This window comes from Erwinia sp. Leaf53 (assembly GCF_001422605.1).
GTDB lineage: Bacteria > Pseudomonadota > Gammaproteobacteria > Enterobacterales > Enterobacteriaceae > Erwinia.
Window position 1 is genome coordinate 1 of record NZ_LMLK01000010.1, and the last position, 18,570, is coordinate 18,570.

The window sequence follows — 18,570 nt, forward strand, 5'->3', positions numbered from 1 at the left end:
CGCCAGGTCGCTTTCCTGATACTGATTTATCTGCTCACGCTTCGGGGTATGTCTGTCTGAGCGTAAATTCATATTCCCAGCCCTTCAGACCATGCTCGTCGAGGATCTGCGCCACCACCTCCGGCACGGATTTATTGACGAAGAAACGGTGGGTGCGAAACTGTTTGTCCAGTAAGGAGATAAAAGGCTCAAGAATGATTTCATACGTGACCTGATCGCGTGATCCTGTCAGTCGTCGGAAGTCCGTTACTACACCATGAACAATTTTACCGACAACGGGGTTAAATAATTCCCCCACGCCCATGTTCAGCGTGGCGGTTTTACGCAACATCATTTCAGCCGTAAGATCCGGATGAGGGCTGGTGAAACGAATGGTGTAATGATAGAGAACACTCATCTGTTCCACGCCTTCAAAACGTTCCACATCCAATGGATAAGGGCAGGAAGGAATGTTCAGGCTGTATCGATTAAGTACGGTTCCAGTTACCTCAGATATCTTTTCCATTTCTATAACTCCCATCACCGGTCAGAATAACATTAATAGTGATCAGTCCATTTTTGATTAATATAAGGGAAAACAAACCGACACATCAGACAGCCAATGTAAATAAGAAAAAGAGAGCCCCTCTCCACAATAAAACCCATAATCACTGTTTGATACGAAAAAAACCAGGCTGAAATAACCACTCCGACAGTGATCACCGCACCACCTAACGCACATAGAGCATTAAAGATAATTAATTTTAAAACTTATCTTAATTTCATAAACCACCTGGGAAATACTTGAATATTTTATCGAACCCTTCTGGATTGACATCGCTAATAGCACAGGATTACCAGTCGCGCCAGCCTGAATTTATCATCCTGACTTTCTATGCGATGCTCAGTATGAATAAAATCGTAACAGAGATACACAAGGCCAGCCGGGAATGAAATAACACCTTCCGCCACAGCACCTAAAAATACAGGCCCATTGACATTAATAGCATCCAGCATATCTCTGGCAATCTCCTTGCGCTATCCATGTTCGATAACCTTTAACCAGAGAGCAGGCTGTTAGTGTTGCGACTTTCACCATCGCCGCTGATGAGAATAACGTCGTTAATGAAGAGCCGAAACGCCCCACCACTTGTATATTAGCTATGTTATTCATCATAAATATATGTGTATGCGAAGCGATAAATAAAATACCCAACCAAATACTCGGCTATTGAAAATGCACCCCACAGATACTTTGACTCACTATTTGAGAAAAAAAAGAACCAGAGGGAAAAAGCAATGCCTGAAGCACCTAATCCCATCCCGATCCCCCGCGACAGGCGAGAAAGAATGATCAGCGTTATACGTTTAATATTCATTAACTATCCAGAAAACACTCACACATCCTATAAAAGCCAGCATTATGTGTGGGATGCTTCACGCTCACCCTTCACCTTAATTATAATCATCCCATTTATTATTAATATACGGAAAAGCAAACCGATACATCAAATAACCAATGTAAATAAAAACAAGAGAAGCACACCCCCAATAAAACCCATAATCACTGCTTGATACGAAAAAAAACCAGACCGAAAGAACAACGCCGATAGTGATCACCGTACCCCCTAACGCACACAGAACATTAAATATGATTAATTTTGCAATTCCTTTTGTATTCATAGGCCACCCAGAAAATATTTACATACTCTGTCAAATTCTTCTGAATTATCATCGCCAATAGCACAGGCTTGTTCGAATGGTTTAACCTTATCCTCGAAGAGGAAATATAAAAGATCCAGATCCCCCTTATCTTTGAGCTTATAGTAAATTTTGGGATTTCTTTCCTTCAGATACCTGGATGTATAAATCGATCTTGATGACTCAGCACCAATTGAGAGAAGTGAACCTATAGTAAAGCCAGAAAACACCACTGTAACTAAACGAGTAGAGATTACATTAGCTAAATTAACCCCTGTTAATTGAGAAAAAATCACCTTCCCAACTGCACTTCCGCCAATGTTTTCAGCCATTGAAATCATATTGATGCGGAATGAAAAATCCTCTATAAATAAGTTAATAGCTTTTTCAATTGTCGTTTTATTGAAGGTTGCTGTTTTAACTAGTCGTGCCAGCCTGAATTTATCGTCCTGATTCTCTCTGCGATGTTCCGTATCAATAAAATCATAACCGAGATATACAAGGCTAACCGGGAATGAAATAACACCTTTCGCCACAGCACCTAAAAATCCGGATCCATCGACATTAATAGCATCCAGCATATCTCTGGCAATCTCTTTTGCGCTGTCCATGTTCGATATCCTTTAATTAAAGAACAGGCTGGCTGTTAAACTCCAGCCCAATCCCCTCGTCCTCACTCCAGCCCAGCGTCAGCGTTTTCGGTTTCTGCTGCGCGGCCATGTGAACAAGCAGCTGCTGGCTCAGCACCGGCAGGATCTGCTGGTTGAGCAGGCTGTCGACGTTGCGCGCGCCGGTGTCCGGCAGCAGGCAGGCGGCGGTCAGCGCGTCATACAGGCTCTCGTCGATCTGCGTGGTCAGGCCATAGTGGCGGTGCAGGCGCCTGCTGACCTGGCCGAGTTTCATTTCGACGATAGTGCGCATTGCGGGCTCACTCAGCGGGCGGTAAATCACGGTCTGGAAGCGGGCCAGCAGCGCGGGCTGGAAGTGTTCGCGCAGGATCGGGCGCAGCAGTTCGTGCAGATCCGCTTCGCTGGCTTCCGACTGTTCGTCCAGCAGCAGCATCAGGCGATCGCTGCCGAGGTTGGAGGTCATCAGGATCACGGTGTTACGGAAGTCGATCTCCCGGCCTTCACCGTCGCGCATAACGCCCCGGTCGAACACCTGGTAGAACAGATTTATCACGTCGCGGTGCGCTTTTTCGACTTCATCAAGCAGCACCACGCTGTACGGACGCTTGCGCACCGCTTCGGTGAGGATGCCGCCCTGACCGTAGCCGACGTAGCCCGGCGGTGAGCCTTTCAGCTGGGAGACGGTGTGCGGCTCCTGATATTCAGAGAGGTTGATGGTGATCAGGGACTTTTCACCGCCGTAAAGCACATCGGCGAGCGCCAGCGCGGTTTCGGTTTTGCCGACGCCGCTCGGGCCGACCAGCAGGAACACGCCCTGTGGGCCGTTTTCAGACGTGAGCCCGGTTTTCGCCGCACGGAGGCGCCGGGCGATGGCTGCCAGGGAAATATCCTGACCGACCACGCGCCTGCCAATGTCCTGCTCCAGGTTCAGCAGTTCGGTCTGCTCGTCTTTCATCAGTGAGGAGAGCGGCACGCCGGTCCAGTCGGCAATCACCGTGGCGACGGTGCGCACGTCCACATCGACGGAGAGCAGCGGGCTGCTCTGCTGCATCGCGTTCAGCTGCTGCTGCAGGTCGCGGGTCTCATTCTGGCGCGAGAGGTCCTGGCGGGTTGCCAGCAGCCGTTCGGTCAGTTCGAGCTCTTCTTTATACTGCTTCTCCAGCGCTTCCAGCGCCGCAGTCAGGCGGGTCTCGTCCTGCGCGATAGTCGCCAGGCGTTCACCCTGTGCAGGGTCGCCGACCGCAATATCTTCCAGCAGCGCCTGCTTCTCCATTGCCAGCGAACCGAGCTGCACGCGGATGCGGGTCAGCGGTTCCGGCACCGTATCAATGCTCATCCGCACGCGGGCGGCAGCGGTGTCGAGCAGGTCAACCGCTTTGTCCGGCAGCTGACGACCGGTCAGATAGCGGCGCGACAGCGACACCGCCGCGCGCACGGCGGCGTCGGTGATATGTACGTTGTGGTGTCCGGCGTAACGGGCTTTGAGGCCTCTTAGCATCAGGCAGGCGGCGTTGTCGTCCGGCTCATCCACTTTAATCATCTGGAAGCGACGCTCCAGCGCGGCGTCGCGTTCAAAATACTGTTTATACTCGGACCAGGTGGTCGCCGCGATAGTGCGCAGTTCGCCGCGCGCCAGCGCCGGTTTCAGCAGGTTGGCCGCATCGGCACCGCCCGCCTGGTTACCGGCACCGATGATAGTGTGCGCTTCGTCGATAAACAGCAAAACCGGTACCGGCGACTGCTGCACGGCGTCGATGACGTTTTTCAGACGCTGTTCAAACTCGCCCTTTACGCCTGCGCCAGCCTGCAACAGCCCGAGGTCGAGCGTGCGCAGAACCACCGGCCTGAGCGACTCCGGGACGTTGCCTTCAGCGATGCGCAGCGCCAGCCCCTCCACCAGCGCGGTTTTGCCGACGCCCGGCTCCCCGACCAGAATCGGATTATTTTTGCGACGTCGCGAAAGGATGTCGACCATCTGGCGGATTTCGGTATCACGCCCGAACACCGGGTCGATTTTGCCCTCTCTTGCTTTGGCGGTAACGTCGAGGGTGAATTTATCCAGCGCATTTTGCAGCGCAGGCGACAGCTCGCCCTCTTTCACTTCGCTGCCCGCCGGATGGCCAGTGATTTCCACGCCGCCGCCGGAGGAAACAGTTAGCGCTTCTTCCTGCTGCAGTTCGGCGCGTTCGTCCGACTGCGCATCGAGCAGCCCGCGCAGACGCTCCAGCTGGCTCTTGCCCAGGGTCAGCAGCGGCCACAGGCCGTCACAGCGAATGAGTTTCGGGCTGTCAGTCAGTACCATCAGCAGGTGCAGGCTGCGGATCTGCTCTTCGCCCTGCAGGGAGGCCACCATCCACGCCTGTTTCAGCAGCGTGTGGAGCGAGTCCGCAAGCGCCGGGCGGCGGCGTAATGAACGCGGCAGAGTATCCAGCCAGCCGAGCAGCGCCTGCCACATGCCGTCCATGTCCCATTCGTAGCGGCGTGCCAGCACCGTGAAGTCGCCTTCGCCCTGCTCCAGCAGTTTGAGCAGCCAGTGTTCGGGCAGGATTTCAGCGTGCGCGCGGGTCTGGCACAGAGAGGCCGCCCCTTCCAGGGCGCGGGCACAGTACGGGTTGAGACGACGTAACAGGACGGCTGAATTTTCCATTTTTCTCTCTCTTTATTTTTCCAGGACACGCTACCGCCCATCGCTGTTTACTTACCAAAGCGCATCAGGTCAGGCAGATTGGGGTTTTCCTGAACGCCCGGCTGGCAGACGCTCAGGAAAACTGCGGACAGGGAACCCTGTCCGCAGCGGATTTACCTATATAAATCAGGCAGTAGCACGTTCATTCCATGAATCGGAATGAATGATGTTGCCGTCTTTGTAGGTCCAGGTGATTTTTTCGTAGCGCAGTTCGATCTGCTCGAGGTGGTTGTGCTTCTCTTTCGCCGGATCTTTGATGTCGTGCATTTTCGGCGCGACTTTCACCAGCTTGACGTTCTCCAGTTTGGTGTTGAAATATTCAACTTCCTGGCCCGCGTCATTGATTTTGTACCACTTGAACTCAGCGGATTTCAGGGTCTGACCGGTGGTCACCGCTTTGTAGAGATACGGGCTGGATGAGTCGATCTCCTTGGTGAAGATAAATGGCGTGTGTACGCGGGTGCCGGTCAACTTGCCGGTGTTGTTGTCGGTGGGGATGTACAGGGTGTGATCCTGCGCGACCACCTCGATGCTGCCTTCGCGATCCTGCACGTCAACAGAGCCTTTGATGTCAGCGCCGCCGTCGTCTTTCAGCCACAGATAAACAGGAATTGCCATGTGTTAGTTCTCCATTAGGTTGTTATCAACGTCATCTTCCTGCGATGACGTAGGGGTGTTGCCAGGTATCCGGCAGGCGTCTGCCTGCGGCACCAGACTGATTTCGACCCGGCGGTTGAGCGCGCGCCCGTCCGGCGTGTCGTTGGTAGCGATGGGGCGGCTTTCGCCATAGCCCTGTACGGCAAAACAGCTTTCCGGTACGTCGCCGGTGTCACGCATCCAGTTGCGCACCGCTTCGGCACGCTTCAGAGAGAGCGTCTGGTTAAGCCCGGGATTGCCGGTGTTGTCGGTATGCCCGGCAACGACAATCAGCCAGCCCGGTTTGGCCCTGATGCCCACCAGTGCGTTCACCAGCAGCCTGGTGGAGCCGGGTTTGAGGTCGTATCTGCCGGAATCGAACAGCGACATGCTGTCGAGGCGGAGGGTTTCTGGCCCCTGAACGATTTTATTAATGACAGGCGGTGGCGGTGGCGGCGGAGCCCAGTCGCTGAGCGCCGCCTCCACCGGCGGGATCAGGCGCATGCCCTGATACAGGCCCAGGCGATAGCGAACGGGTTCGCCCCGGCGCAGCCAGTCATCCAGCAATGCCCCGTCGGCGCGCAGACGCTGCTGTGCCCGTAGTTTTGGTGTTAAAGGTTCGCTGCTGAGGTGGTGATACAGCTTCAGGTGATCGCTGACGCTGTGGATCAGCCGCTGGTTATTGATGTAAGAGGCCAGCATGGCGAGCACCAGAAAAGCGCCGCCGGTCAGCCCGACATAACGCCAGAACACCATCCTGCGGCTGATGCCCCGCTGCCGGGGCAGTGCCGACAGCAGCAGCTCAGGCAGCGGCAAAGGTTCTCCGTCAGACAGAGACCGTTCCGGCTCCAGCGCGGTGATGGCGGCGACATGCTGCTGCCAGAGGTTATTTGCCACGCTGGCGACCGGCAGCATGCAGATCCCCTGCGCACAGGGTTTCATCGCCGGGAGTTCGCCCAGACGTGCGGACAGCAGGCTGTCCACCGTGCCGCTCTGCCACGCCAGAAAGCCGTCCAGCCACAGGGCCTGGCTCAGCCGTGACAGACGTCCGGCGGCATCGTCCTCCCGGGTCCATTCGCTCAGGGATACATTTCCCTGCCCTGGCTGATGCACCTGAATGCCTTCCCGGTTGCTGACGGTGGTAAACCAGACCGGCTGCGGATCCGCACTGGCCGCTGGCGGAGAAATCCAGCTGACGGTCCACAGCGGAGGCAGGCCACCCAGCGTGCTGCGGCACTGCACCATCGCGCGCTGCCAGCCCCGCAGCTGCTGCGTAAATGCATCCGCGGAGAGATGGCTTTCCGGCACAACGGCCAGCAACACCGACATCCTGGGGACCAGCGCCGGACGGACCAGGCTCAGATGCCGGACCAGCAGCGGCAGTTGCTCAGCATCCTTAACCCACAGATACCAGCCCTGGCGGGTTTCCCGGTGACGGGTTTCCGGCGCAAACAGCGCGGCGTTGTCTCCGCAGGCCAGCACGACGGCCCCCTGGAAATCTTCCGGGGGCAGGCTGTCATCCTGAATAGCCCTGAGCGCCGCCTCCCGCCTGCGTGATTCGCTTCTCTGTCGCCATAACAACGCGCTACAGACCAGCAGAACCAGCAGGCTGAGCGTTATCCGGCTGCCCAACGGGAGCGGCCAGAATCCGAAGATTAACCACAGACACAGGATGCCACTCAGGGTAGTCAGCAGGCTCCGGTAACGATCGCGCATCATTTACCCCATGCTGTCCATCTGAGCCACCATCCCGGACAGGGAAGCGGAGAGGAAAAACCAGAGCGCGACCAGCACCACGGCCCCACCAGCCCAGGAGAGCCAGTACCCGCAGCGACCGCTGCGTAAACGGGAAGCCCGGGCCACAATCGGCGCGTCCTGCGCAAGGGTAAACGGCGGAACCCTTTCCCTCAGCGCCCGGATCACATCCTCACGGCGTTCGTCATTTTGCGCGCGATACTGCCCGACAAAACCGAGCTGCAGCGTGCGGTACAGGCACAGCAGTACCGCCTGATCCGGCGCCGTTTCCTTAAGCAGGTTGCGAATACGCTCCCACACTTCCTCGCCAGCATTCAGCGTGCCAAAAAAGTGCGCCTGTAACGGGTCACGTCGCCAGGTCAGGTAGCCATCATCCGTCTTACCGCGATTCAGCACGCTTTCATCAAGCAGCGCACACAGGGCATACACCATATGGTCGCGGCTGACCTCGCTGTAGCCCGCATCGGTCAGGGCCGTGCGGGCGTCCTGAACCAGGCGACAGGCGCGACGGTAGAGTTTTCCTCCCTCGCGAACCTCCTGTCCGCCCCGTAGCTGGCTGACCATCAGCCAGCCGGGATAAAAGATGTGTTCGATTTGACTGTGATCGGATGTCTTCATGTACGCAGTACCGCAAAGAGTTCGAGTTTCACCTCACCGAGTGAACCCGGGATATAGAACGTGCAGCAGCCCGCCTCCAGCATCGCCCGTGCGGCATCGGTACTCAGATCCAGCGAGAAATACTGGTTTTCCAGACGCAGCGGGATGGCTGCCGGAACATGGCTGAGCGGTTTGATGACCATGCCACTCAGGGCCACGTTGACCACGTCGGAGACATCGTCGAGGCTGCCGGCTTTACACAGCTGCGGGAATTTACTCTGCAGCTCGTGGTTCGGCATTGACGAGCGAACCGACAGGTAGAAATCGGCCCCTTCGCGCAGACGGGCGTCATGCAGCGAGCCTCGCCAGATCTGCTCGACATGCTCCAGATAAATGCTGATGACACGGGAGGGCAGGCTGGCTTCCAGCAGCTTATCGAGCAGCGTCAGCAGCGGCGGGAAAACCTGCTCCGGCGCATCATGCTGCCAGGCCGGAATATCCGCGGTGTCATGCTCCAGCGAAAACGTCAGCAGGCTGCCCGCCAGGCGCACCAGCTCCCGGTACAGGAGTTCCGGATGACGCGACGGGGTCTGTAACAGTTCCGTCAGCACCGGCTCGGCGCTGTTCAGGGCATTGAGCAGCCAGAACAGGGACACATCCGCCACCGCGAAGTCCGCCATCCGTTCGTTGCTCTCGCGACGCATCGCCATCAGGCGATGGCGACGTGCCTGCAAACGACTCAGCAGATCGCTTAACCCGGTCACCAGCAGCGGGCTGGCAGACAGGGCAAGTAGCGGCGGAATAAACGATGCGTCGCGGCTCCACTGTCCCTGGGCATTGCGCACCAGACGGGCCACCGGACACGTCAGCCAGGCGCTGTTTTCCTGGGTTGCCAGCCGTAGCGTCATCGCGTGACGAAGAACAGCCAGCTCACCACTTTCGTGACCGGCCAGTTCCTGCACCTCGACGCGTTCCGCTTTCCATCTGCGCGGGCGCTCGCTGTCCTGACCATCATCCAGATTCCCGCCGTTGGCACTCAGCAACGGCAGCGCCAGCAACACCTCGACAGAATCACGGTCTGAGGCCGCAGACAGATCGCAGACCGGCGGCAGATTGTCTGAACAGTCAGAATCCACCAAGGTACCGTCCGGAAAACGGACCACCATACGAACTGCATTCAGCCGGGAGAGAGCCAGCGCGGCATCGTCAAATTCCGCCGCCAGCACGCCCCACGGGTGAGCAATCCCCATGCGGGCGACGTTTTCCGCTACATAAGCATCCCAGCGGGCCTGTTGCTGGAACTGCTGTGGGGCCAGCATGGCCCCGTCAGTCCATAACGGACGATAAATTTTCATCCCTGTTATCCCGCCTTAGGCTTTCGCTTTCGGCATCTGGGAAACCAGTGACAGGTTGACGTCCATCCCTTCCACCTGGAAATGGGGAATAGCGAACAACCTGACGCGGAAGAAGCCCGGGTTGTCTTCGATATCTTCGACAATCACTCTGGCATCGCGCAGCGGGTGGGAAGCCTGCAGTTCGTCGCCCGGATCGGTCATTTCCGTTACCAGGCCGCGCACCCAGGTGTTCAGCTCCAGCTCCAGCAGGCGGCGATCCTTGGTGGTACCGATGTTTTCGCGCTGAATCAGCTTCAGATAGTGCGCAATGCGCGACAGCAGAAAGATATACGGCAGACGCGCGTTGATGCGGCTGTTGGCCGTGGCGTCGGCGGTGTCGTACAGCGCCGGTTTCTGCGTCGAGTTAGCGGAGAAGAAGCACGAGTAGTCGCGGTTTTTGTAGTACGACAGCGGGATAAAGCCGAGGTTAGCGAACTCAAATTCGCGGGTCTCCGGGATCATCACTTCAGACGGGATCTTCACCTGGTTGCCGGTGCCGAGGTCGTAAAGATGGATCGGCAGGTCGGTGACTGCGCCCCCCGCCTGCGGGCCGCGGATCTGCACGCACCAGCCGTTACTGATAAAGCTTTTCACCATGTTGGCAGCGAAGGCGAAGGAGGCATTGGTCCACAGGTATTTGTCGTGATCCGGGCCTTTCACTTCTTCCACGTAGTTAAAGCTGCGCACCGGCACGGTATCCGGGCCGTACGGCAGGCGGCCGAGCACGCGTGGCATGGTCAGGCCGATATAACGAGCGTCGTCGGTTTCGCGGAACGATTTCCACTTAAGGTATTCGGCACGGTCGAAGTAGTTGCCGATATCTTTAATCGCCGCCACCTCTTCCATATGGTCTTTCAGGAAGAACTGCGGGCCGGCGGAGCCGATAAAGGGCATGTGCGCGGACGCGGCCACTTTAGAGATATTGCGCAGCAGCGCCACGTCCTGCGCCGAGGCGTCGAATTCGTAAGAGGAGATCAGCGCGCCGATCGGCTCACCGCCCGGGGTGTCGTATTCGGCGATATAGGTGTGTGCGTACAGGCCACTCTGGATAATTTCCGGAGAGTCTTCGAAGTCCTGACGCAGGTCCTCTTTCGATAGATCCAGCACTTCAATCTTCACGTTCTGGCGGAAGTCGGTTTTATCGACCAGCGACTTCAGCCCGCGCCACAGGGACTCGACTTGCTGAAAATCGTCGTGGTGCATCACCGCATCCAGCTGGCGGCTGATCTGCTCATCCAGCTGCGCGATATGGTGGTCCAGCAGGGCTTTATCCAGCTTTTCAACCTGAGAACCGGACTGGTTCAGGCACTCCACCAGCACCTTCATCGCGGCGGTGACGCGCTCGTCGACGCTGGCATCGGACATCGCCTGGCTGTCCTGCCAGATATTCAGGTCGCTGAGGTGCGACACCGGGCTGAGATTGATTTTTTCAAACAGCGAAGCGTAAACGCCGCTTACAGCGGGGCTATCCTGCACGGTGGTGGTGCCGGCAGAGGAGGTTTCATTTTGCACAGACATTAACATTCTCTCTTTATCATTCCATGAATTTTCCCGTCACGCTTCAGGCTGCAGGTGCGCTGGCTGCTCTCGCTCGCCCGCATTACTTACTGAAGTAAGCTCCGCGGAATTCGCTCATTCGCCGCCTTCCTGCAAGCCGAATCGTGTGGGACTATCGTCAGCAATCAGGCCCGTTCAGGGGCCAGGGCAGACAGTTCGCTGCGCAGTTCGTCGCTCAGAGCAGGGTTTTTCAGGATGGTTTCCAGCTCCTTGCGGAAGGTGACGTTATCCAGCAGGTTGGCTTTCAGGTCGCGCAGCAGGTTGCGCATTGCCAGCATCGCTTTGAGCTGCGGGATCTGGCGGGCGACCTGTTCCGGCGAAAAGTCCTTGATATTGCTGAAGGTCAGTCTGACGTTCTCTTCGCTGCCGTCGCCGGCGAGGGTATTTTCTACGGAGATGTTTAATGACGGGGAGAACTCCGCCAGCACGCTGTCGAAGTTGTTTTTGTTGACGTTGACCTTCTCACGCAGGGACAGCGCACGCTGCTCCTGACCGTTGCTGAAGTCGCCGGTGACCAGCAGCTTTAACGGCAGCTCGGTTTTACGGGCCACGCCGCCGGTGTGCAGGTCCAGTTTGATATTGACGCGCGCCTTGGGGATCTCATTTTGATAAGAATTACTCATAGTTACTCCTGTAAAAATGGGCACGGAAAGCAGCATTACGCACACTTTCCCTGTGTGTAGAGGCGCGACTATACCGTAGTCTGACTTATGCGGGCAAAGGGGTAATTTACGAAATGTGATCTGATTTATATAGGAATTTTCTGTAAATTTGAGTTAAGTTACTGAATGAAATGGTTAATGCATGAGCTAAAATAATCTCATAAGGAAATGAACATCCGGATTTTAAGACTTGCAAAGCCGCCTGTCAGACACGCAAACATTACATAATGATTAACTGTTTCGTTAACTCACTGTCATGTATGTTAATGACTTTCTTGCCGGCGCTGAGGGTCTTAATGGTCGCTGAAAGGCCTTAAAACTGGCAGTAATACATACTGAATACGCCTGTGCAGGAGAGGTTGGCCATGTTGTGACGTTTCGCGCATATCACTTTTCCCTGAAGCAGGAAATGTCGGCGCTGGCCTGGTATCAGCCCTCGTCAGTGGCATAATGTTGAGGTGAGGCAAAGATAGTCGTTACTGATAAGAATTTTCCAGGTTCCCTCTTCCTGAACACCCGCTATCCTGTGTACACTCTGCGTCAGGAAATTTCCTTCGCAGGCACACCGCTCTCCACGGCTTCGCACAGTGCGTAACGCCCCACGAATGTAAAGATATTGCCAATATCGGAATCTGGCTAAACCATCGTCTTAAATGGGTGTCGAACAGTTGTACCGCAATTGAGTCTTTTTTGTGCGTTACCGCCCCTGAACCCCATCAACGTAACCACGAGAAAAAATGAATCAGTCGCAAAAATTCCACAGAGGTTTACTCCATCCCCGCTACTGGCTGACCTGGTTTGGCGTCAGCGTGCTGTTCCTGCTGGTGCAACTGCCCTACCCGCTGCTGTATAAGCTCGGCAACTGGATGGGCCGTACCTCAATGCGCTTCCTGAAACGCCGGGTATCGATTACCCGACGCAACCTGCAGCTCTGTTTCCCGGAGATGGAGAGCGCGCAGCTTGAACGCAGGATAGTGGGTAACTTTGAATCTCTCGGCATGGGCCTGTTGGAAACCGGCATGGCCTGGTTCTGGTCGGATCGTCGCGTAAAGCGCTGGTTCAGCGTCGACGGCCTGCATAATCTGAAAGCCGCGCAGCAGGGCGGACGTGGTGCGTTAATCATCGGCGTACACTTTATGTCGCTGGAGCTGGGTGGCCGCGTTATGGGCCTGTGCCAGCCGATGATGGCGATGTACCGTCCGCACAACAATAAGCTGATGGAGTGGGTACAGACCAAAGGACGCATGCGTTCCAATAAGGCGATGATTAACCGTCGCGACCTGCGCGGTATGGTGCAGGCGCTGAAGCACGGTGAAGCCGTCTGGTTTGCCCCGGATCAGGATTACGGCCCGAAAGGCAGCGTGTTTGCACCGCTGTTTGCGGTACCGGAAGCCGCCACCACCAGCGGTACCTGGATGCTGGCACGCATGGCTAAGCCGGCGATGATCACCGTCGTCCTGATCCGTAAGGATGACGGAAGCGGCTACGAGCTGGTGATCCAGCCAGAGCTGAAAGAGTACCCGATCGACAGCGAACAGCAGGCCGCGGCCTATATGAACCGGGTGATTGAGCGTGAGATCATGCGTGCTCCGGACCAGTATCTGTGGCTGCACCGTCGCTTTAAAACCCGCCCGGTGGGCAACGCTTCGCTGTATTGATTACCCGCCGCCAGCGCCGCCGGGCGCTGGCCTGCTTCTGTGTACCCCCTGCTTTCTGCCTTACATTCTCTGCCCTCAGCGCGCTTGCTTAGTCCTGTTGCTCCTGAACCCTGGCTTCTGCCACACCGCTCACACTAATTCCATATAGTGAAACTGTTTGCACCCTTTGTGATCGCAGGGGGTATTTTCGCCCCACAAGGGTGCGCGATAGTAGCGTAACTTGTAACCCACCCTCGATTATTAGTAAAACTTTCCAGCGAATTCATACCACTGCAAATCTGGCATTTGATTTGCAGTGCAGTGAATGCCTGCGGCTTTCCACAGGCTGCATGCACTACAGCGTGTCATATCCATAACAATACGATTTCGCCACACAGGATGCTCTATGAAAAAAATGATGCTCTCCACTTTGGCCGTTGCGGTAACCCTGTTTGCCGCAGTGAATCAGGCTCATGCTGGCACCACGCTGGATGCGATTAAAAAGAAAGGATTTGTGCAGTGCGGTATCAGCGATGGACTGCCAGGGTTCTCTTACGCTGACTCAACCGGTAAATTTACCGGCATTGACGTTGACGTGTGCCGCGCCACGGCTGCGGCAATTTTCGGCGATGCCGGTAAAGTGAAATACACCCCGCTGACCGCCAAAGAGCGTTTTACCGCCCTGCAGTCCGGTGAAGTGGATATCCTGTCGCGTAACACCACCTGGACCTCTTCGCGCGATGGCGGCATGGGCTTTATCTTCGCCGGCGTGAACTACTACGACGGTATCGGCTTCCTGACCCACCAGAAAGCCGGCCTGAAAAGTGCCAAAGAGCTGGACGGTGCCACTGTCTGTATTCAGGCCGGTACCGATACCGAGCTGAACGTCGCCGATTACTTTAAAGCCAATAAAATGCAGTACACCCCGGTGACCTTCGACCGCTCCGATGAATCCGCGAAAGCGCTGGATACCGGACGTTGCGATACGCTGGCGTCCGATCAGTCGCAGCTGTATGCGCTGCGTATCAAGCTCGGCAAGCCCGATGAGTTTATCGTGCTGCCGGAAGTGATCTCCAAAGAGCCGCTGGGCCCGGTGGTTCGCCGCGGTGATGATGACTGGTACACCATCGTGAAATGGTCGCTGTTTGCCATGCTGAATGCCGAAGAGATGGGCATCACCTCGAAAAATGTCGATCAGATGGCCGCTAAACCGACCACGCCGGATATGGCTCACCTGCTGGGTAGCGAAGGTGATTTCGGTAAAGACCTGAAGCTGGACAATAAGTGGGCTTACCACATCGTGAAGCAGGTCGGTAACTATCAGGAAGTTTTTGACCGTAACGTCGGTAAAGACAGCGCGCTGAAAATTGCCCGCGGGCAGAACGCGTTGTGGAACAACGGCGGTATTCAGTACGCGCCCCCAGTACGTTAATTCCCTTTGATTACCGGGCACCGGTCCGCCGGTGCCCTCGGCAGAATTTTCGTCACTGAGGTTGCAACATGTCTCAACGCCCAACCGTTAAAAGGGATTTTTCATTCAGTAATCCTGCGGTTCGCGCCTGGCTTTATCAGCTCGTTGCGGTTATCGCCGTGTTAGCCGTCGCCGGCTATCTGCTTCACAACACCATTATTAACCTCGCCAACCGCGGTATCACCTCCGGTTTTGCTTTTCTCGATCGCAGCGCCGGTTTCGGCATTATTCAGCACCTGATCGACTACAGCGAGGGCGATACTTACGCCAGGGTGTTTCTCGTCGGGCTGACCAATACCCTGCTGGTCTCCGCGCTCTGCATCGTATTTGCCTCCGTGCTCGGTTTCTTTATCGGCCTGGCGCGCCTGTCGGATAACTGGCTGTTGCGTAAAATTTCGATGGTGTATATCGAAACCTTTCGCAATATCCCGCCGCTGCTGCAGATCTTCTTCTGGTATTTCGCCGTACTGCGCAACCTGCCCGGTCCGCGTCAGGCGCTGAACGCCTTCGATCTCGCTTTTGTCAGCAACCGCGGGCTGTACATTCCATGGCCTGAGTATGCCGCCGGCAGCGGGCCATTTATCGCCGCCGTGCTGGTTGCCGTCGTTGCCAGCTATGCGCTGTTGCGTTACCACCGTCTGCATCAGCGCAAGACCGGCCAGCTGCGACGTACCTGGCCCGTTGCCCTCGGGCTGCTGATCGTGCTGCCGCTGGTCACCAGCCTGTTTGCGGGCAACCCGGTGCACTGGGATGTGCCGCAACTGAGTGGTTTTAACTTTCGCGGCGGCTTCGTGCTGATCCCGGAGCTGGCGGCGCTGACGCTGGCGCTGTCGATTTACACTTCGTCGTTTATTGCTGAAGTGATCCGCGCCGGTATTCAGTCGGTCCCGTACGGCCAGCATGAGGCGGCGCGCTCACTCGGGCTGCCGAATCCGGTGACGCTGCGCCAGGTGATCATTCCGCAGGCGATGCGGGTGATCATCCCGCCGCTCACCAGCCAGTATCTGAATATTGTGAAAAACTCATCGCTGGCAGCGGCCATCGGCTACCCCGATATGGTGTCACTGTTTGCCGGAACCGTGCTGAATCAGACCGGTCAGGCGATTGAAACCATCGCCATCACGATGGGTGTGTATCTGATTATCAGCCTGACGATTTCGCTGTTAATGAATATCTACAACCGCAAAATCGCGCTGATTGAGCGTTAAGAGAACGGGGCAGTTATGACAGTCACTCTGCATGAAACCACACCCGCCGCCGCCGGCACGCTCTCACGTGCGCTGGTCTGGGCGAGAAAAAATCTGTTCTCCAGCTGGGGAAATTCGCTGCTGACCCTGTTCTGCCTGTGGGTGATGTGGTCGCTGATCCCGCCGGCGCTCAACTGGCTGATTTTCCAGGCCAACTGGGTCGGCAGCACCCGGGCAGACTGCAGTAAAGAAGGGGCGTGCTGGGTGTTTATCCACGCGCGCTTTGGCCAGTTTATGTATGGCCTCTATCCGCAGGAGCTGCGCTGGCGCATCAATCTGACGCTGATCATCGGCCTGCTGTCGATTATTCCGATGTTACTCCGCGCACTGCCGCACCGCGGGCGTTACATCGCCGGCTGGGCGGTGATCTACCCGCTGCTGGTCTGGCTGCTGCTGTATGGCGGCTATTTCGGACTTGAACGCGTAGAGACCCGCCAGTGGGGAGGCCTGACGCTGACGCTGATTATCGCCTCGGTGGGGATTGCCGGCGCGTTGCCGCTCGGTATTCTGCTGGCTTTGGGCCGCCGCTCGCGGATGCCGGTGGTGCGCACCCTTTCAGTGGTGTTTATCGAGTTCTGGCGCGGCGTGCCGCTGATCACCGTGCTGTTTATGTCCTCGGTGATGCTGCCGCTGTTTATGGCGGAGGGCAGCACCATCGATAAGCTGGTGCGCGCGCTGGTCGGGGTGATCCTCTTCCAGTCCGCATACGTGGCGGAAGTGGTGCGGGGCGGGCTGCAGGCGCTGCCTAAGGGGCAATATGAAGCGGCCGAGTCGCTGGGGCTGGGCTACTGGAAAACTCAGGGGCTGGTGATCCTGCCCCAGGCGCTCAAGCTGGTGATCCCCGGCCTGGTCAACACCATTATCGCCCTGTTTAAAGATACCAGTCTGGTGATCATCATCGGCCTGTTCGATCTGTTCAGCAGCGTGCAGCAGGCCACCGTCGATCCCGCCTGGCTGGGAATGTCGACCGAAGGCTATGTCTTTGCCGCACTGATCTACTGGATCTTCTGTTTCAGCATGTCGCGCTACAGCCAGCATCTGGAGAAGCGTTTTCACACCGGGCGTTCGCCACACTGAGGTTTACCATGACAAAAATGATGACGTCTTCTGACGACGCAATGATGATTACGCTCGATAACGTGAACAAATGGTACGGGCAGTTTCACGTGCTGAAAAATATTAATCTGCAGGTGAAGCCCCGTGAGCGCATCGTCCTCTGTGGACCTTCCGGCTCCGGTAAGTCCACCACCATTCGCTGTATTAACCACCTGGAAGAGCATCAGCAGGGGCGGATTGTGGTGGACGGCACGCTGTTAAATGACGATCTGCGCAACATTGAACGCGTGCGCACCGAGGTGGGCATGGTGTTTCAGCACTTCAATCTGTTCCCGCACCTCAGCGTGCTGCAGAACTGCACCCTGGCACCGATCTGGGTGCGCAAAACCTCGAAAAAAGAGGCGGAAGCCTTAGCCATGCACTACCTCGAACGAGTGCGTATCGCCGAGCACGCGCATAAGTTTCCCGGCCAGCTCTCCGGCGGGCAGCAGCAGCGCGTGGCGATAGCACGCTCGCTGTGCATGAAACCCAAGATCATGCTGTTTGATGAACCGACCTCTGCGCTGGACCCGGAGATGGTGAAGGAGGTGCTGGATACCATGATTGGGCTGGCGGAGGATGGAATGACTATGCTTTGCGTGACCCATGAAATGGGCTTCGCACGCACCGTTGCCGACCGGGTGATCTTTATGGATCGCGGTGAGATTGTTGAGCAGGCTCCGCCGCAGGAATTCTTCTCTAACCCGCAGTCTGAACGCACCCGCGCTTTCCTCTCCCAGGTTATCCATTGAGCCCTGTCGCAGGCTGGCGCTGCTGAACATGCCGCCCGGCGACGGGCGGCATTCTCTGCTCCTCCTGAATACCCGGCAGCTTAGTCAGTAATCCCTTCAGCGCCTCTGTCAGGGTCAGTATGTTACGGGCCACAGAGCGGACATCAGCGTCACGCCTCTTTGAACACGGTATACGAAAACGTGCGCCAGCAGGTGCTGGAGAACGGGTAACGGGTAACGGGTAACGGGTAACGGCGTTATTCGGATTATGTTTTCTTCATGATATTGCGGCTATCCGCCATGCTTTTTTAATACCTGCATCCTGTCGATCGCCTGGATTTTATTCTTTTTTTGCTGTTTTTAGCAGCCGTTTTACCGTTTTTAAGTGCTGAAAACGCAAAAAAGCCCCGTGCTTTCGCACGGGGCTTCTTTACTTGTTTGATGCCTGGCAGTTCCCTACTCTCGCATGGGGAGACCCCACACTACCATCGGCGCTACGGCGTTTCACTTCTGAGTTCGGCATGGGGTCAGGTGGGACCACCGCGCTAAAGCCGCCAGGCAAATTCTTAATTTACCGAACTCACGCTTTAAAACTGGTGCTGATACCCAGAGTCGAACTGGGGACCTCACCCTTACCAAGGGTGCGCTCTACCAACTGAGCCATATCAGCACACTTTATCTTCTTTACTGCTTAATTTGATGCCTGGCAGTTCCCTACTCTCGCATGGGGAGGCCCCACACTACCATCGGCGCTACGGCGTTTCACTTCTGAGTTCGGCATGGGGTCAGGTGG

15 protein-coding genes, 1 tRNA gene, 2 rRNA genes and 1 pseudogene are annotated in these 18,570 nt (G+C 56.4%); 5 read left to right on the forward strand and 14 right to left on the reverse strand.

The genetic code is table 11. The features are described from left to right. From ASF13_RS08720 to tssB, 11 genes and pseudogenes are all read right to left on the reverse strand, one after another. Positions 1–505, reverse strand: a pseudogene (locus ASF13_RS08720) (contractile injection system protein, VgrG/Pvc8 family); the annotation flags it as partial. 314 nt (positions 506–819) lie between these two features. Beyond that, positions 820–996, reverse strand: a complete 177-nt coding sequence (locus ASF13_RS24275) for a hypothetical protein (protein WP_156365574.1) — start codon at positions 994–996, stop codon at positions 820–822. A gap of 149 nt (positions 997–1,145) precedes the next feature. Next, positions 1,146–1,358, reverse strand: coding sequence for a hypothetical protein (locus ASF13_RS08725; protein ID WP_056234932.1), 213 nt, complete (start codon positions 1,356–1,358; stop codon positions 1,146–1,148). A gap of 300 nt (positions 1,359–1,658) precedes the next feature. After that, the gene (locus ASF13_RS08730; RefSeq protein WP_056234934.1) at positions 1,659–2,291 is read right to left on the reverse strand and encodes a hypothetical protein; all 633 of its coding nucleotides are present in this window, start codon (positions 2,289–2,291) and stop codon (positions 1,659–1,661) included. Positions 2,292–2,307: 16 nt separating this feature from the next. Beyond that, positions 2,308–4,956, reverse strand: coding sequence for a type VI secretion system ATPase TssH (gene tssH / locus ASF13_RS08735; RefSeq protein ID WP_056234937.1), 2,649 nt, complete (start codon positions 4,954–4,956; stop codon positions 2,308–2,310). Positions 4,957–5,121: 165 nt separating this feature from the next. Then, positions 5,122–5,613 carry an Hcp family type VI secretion system effector gene (locus ASF13_RS08740; RefSeq protein ID WP_056234940.1) on the reverse strand — a complete coding sequence of 164 codons (492 nt, stop codon included), beginning with the start codon at positions 5,611–5,613 and terminating at the stop codon, positions 5,122–5,124. Positions 5,614–5,616: 3 nt separating this feature from the next. Further along, the gene (locus tag ASF13_RS08745) at positions 5,617–7,347 is read right to left on the reverse strand and encodes an OmpA family protein (protein WP_056234964.1); all 1,731 of its coding nucleotides are present in this window, start codon (positions 7,345–7,347) and stop codon (positions 5,617–5,619) included. A gap of 3 nt (positions 7,348–7,350) precedes the next feature. Next, positions 7,351–8,004: a type VI secretion system protein TssL, short form gene (tssL, locus tag ASF13_RS08750; protein ID WP_056234942.1), complete on the reverse strand. Its 654-nt coding sequence runs from the start codon at positions 8,002–8,004 to the stop codon at positions 7,351–7,353. After that, positions 8,001–9,338 (reverse strand): type VI secretion system baseplate subunit TssK, encoded by a 1,338-nt coding sequence (gene tssK / locus ASF13_RS08755; protein ID WP_056234944.1) that lies wholly within the window; start codon positions 9,336–9,338, stop codon positions 8,001–8,003. Before tssK ends, tssL begins: the two co-directional genes overlap by 4 nt. A gap of 15 nt (positions 9,339–9,353) precedes the next feature. Next, positions 9,354–10,901 carry a type VI secretion system contractile sheath large subunit gene (gene tssC / locus ASF13_RS08760; RefSeq protein WP_056234947.1) on the reverse strand — a complete coding sequence of 516 codons (1,548 nt, stop codon included), beginning with the start codon at positions 10,899–10,901 and terminating at the stop codon, positions 9,354–9,356. Positions 10,902–11,059: 158 nt separating this feature from the next. Beyond that, on the reverse strand, positions 11,060–11,557 hold the full coding sequence (tssB, locus tag ASF13_RS08765; RefSeq protein ID WP_056234949.1) for a type VI secretion system contractile sheath small subunit: 498 nt from the start codon (positions 11,555–11,557) through the stop codon (positions 11,060–11,062). Positions 11,558–12,333: 776 nt separating this feature from the next. On the opposite strand from tssB, the gene lpxP reads away from it, so the two are divergent. From lpxP to ASF13_RS08790, 5 genes are all read left to right on the forward strand, one after another. Continuing rightward, positions 12,334–13,254, forward strand: coding sequence for a kdo(2)-lipid IV(A) palmitoleoyltransferase (lpxP, locus tag ASF13_RS08770; RefSeq protein WP_056234952.1), 921 nt, complete (start codon positions 12,334–12,336; stop codon positions 13,252–13,254). A gap of 385 nt (positions 13,255–13,639) precedes the next feature. After that, positions 13,640–14,665 (forward strand): amino acid ABC transporter substrate-binding protein, encoded by a 1,026-nt coding sequence (locus ASF13_RS08775; RefSeq protein WP_056234955.1) that lies wholly within the window; start codon positions 13,640–13,642, stop codon positions 14,663–14,665. Between the two features lie 68 nt (positions 14,666–14,733). Continuing rightward, positions 14,734–15,912, forward strand: coding sequence for an amino acid ABC transporter permease (locus ASF13_RS08780; RefSeq protein WP_056234956.1), 1,179 nt, complete (start codon positions 14,734–14,736; stop codon positions 15,910–15,912). Between the two features lie 15 nt (positions 15,913–15,927). Continuing rightward, a complete protein-coding gene (locus ASF13_RS08785) occupies positions 15,928–17,028 on the forward strand; it encodes an amino acid ABC transporter permease (protein ID WP_056234959.1) in 1,101 nt (366 codons plus the stop codon). Between the two features lie 8 nt (positions 17,029–17,036). Beyond that, a complete protein-coding gene (locus ASF13_RS08790; RefSeq protein ID WP_056234961.1) occupies positions 17,037–17,798 on the forward strand; it encodes an amino acid ABC transporter ATP-binding protein in 762 nt (253 codons plus the stop codon). 422 nt (positions 17,799–18,220) lie between these two features. Here the strand turns inward: ASF13_RS08790 and rrf (ASF13_RS08795) are convergent. The 3 genes from rrf (ASF13_RS08795) to rrf (ASF13_RS08805) form a co-directional block, all read right to left on the reverse strand. After that, positions 18,221–18,336, reverse strand: a 5S ribosomal RNA gene (gene rrf, locus ASF13_RS08795). 35 nt (positions 18,337–18,371) lie between these two features. Beyond that, positions 18,372–18,447: transfer RNA gene (locus ASF13_RS08800), tRNA-Thr, on the reverse strand. Positions 18,448–18,478: 31 nt separating this feature from the next. Next, a 5S ribosomal RNA gene (gene rrf / locus ASF13_RS08805) occupies positions 18,479–18,570 on the reverse strand; the annotation flags it as partial.

What these genes read in the sequence shown, in the direction of transcription:
- tssC (WP_056234947.1), bottom strand. Translation starts at nt 10,901, where the DNA reads ATGTTAATGTCTGTGCAAAATGAAACCTCCTCTGCCGGCACCACCACC.
- ASF13_RS08790 (WP_056234961.1), top strand. Translation starts at nt 17,037, where the DNA reads ATGACAAAAATGATGACGTCTTCTGACGACGCAATGATGATTACGCTC.
- ASF13_RS24275 (WP_156365574.1), bottom strand. Translation starts at nt 996, where the DNA reads ATGCTGGATGCTATTAATGTCAATGGGCCTGTATTTTTAGGTGCTGTG.
- tssH (WP_056234937.1), bottom strand. Translation starts at nt 4,956, where the DNA reads ATGGAAAATTCAGCCGTCCTGTTACGTCGTCTCAACCCGTACTGTGCC.
- ASF13_RS08775 (WP_056234955.1), top strand. Translation starts at nt 13,640, where the DNA reads ATGAAAAAAATGATGCTCTCCACTTTGGCCGTTGCGGTAACCCTGTTT.
- ASF13_RS08740 (WP_056234940.1), bottom strand. Translation starts at nt 5,613, where the DNA reads ATGGCAATTCCTGTTTATCTGTGGCTGAAAGACGACGGCGGCGCTGAC.
- lpxP (WP_056234952.1), top strand. Translation starts at nt 12,334, where the DNA reads ATGAATCAGTCGCAAAAATTCCACAGAGGTTTACTCCATCCCCGCTAC.
- tssL (WP_056234942.1), bottom strand. Translation starts at nt 8,004, where the DNA reads ATGAAGACATCCGATCACAGTCAAATCGAACACATCTTTTATCCCGGC.
- tssB (WP_056234949.1), bottom strand. Translation starts at nt 11,557, where the DNA reads ATGAGTAATTCTTATCAAAATGAGATCCCCAAGGCGCGCGTCAATATC.
- ASF13_RS08730 (WP_056234934.1), bottom strand. Translation starts at nt 2,291, where the DNA reads ATGGACAGCGCAAAAGAGATTGCCAGAGATATGCTGGATGCTATTAAT.
- ASF13_RS08745 (WP_056234964.1), bottom strand. Translation starts at nt 7,347, where the DNA reads ATGCGCGATCGTTACCGGAGCCTGCTGACTACCCTGAGTGGCATCCTG.
- ASF13_RS08725 (WP_056234932.1), bottom strand. Translation starts at nt 1,358, where the DNA reads ATGAATATTAAACGTATAACGCTGATCATTCTTTCTCGCCTGTCGCGG.
- ASF13_RS08780 (WP_056234956.1), top strand. Translation starts at nt 14,734, where the DNA reads ATGTCTCAACGCCCAACCGTTAAAAGGGATTTTTCATTCAGTAATCCT.
- tssK (WP_056234944.1), bottom strand. Translation starts at nt 9,338, where the DNA reads ATGAAAATTTATCGTCCGTTATGGACTGACGGGGCCATGCTGGCCCCA.
- ASF13_RS08785 (WP_056234959.1), top strand. Translation starts at nt 15,928, where the DNA reads ATGACAGTCACTCTGCATGAAACCACACCCGCCGCCGCCGGCACGCTC.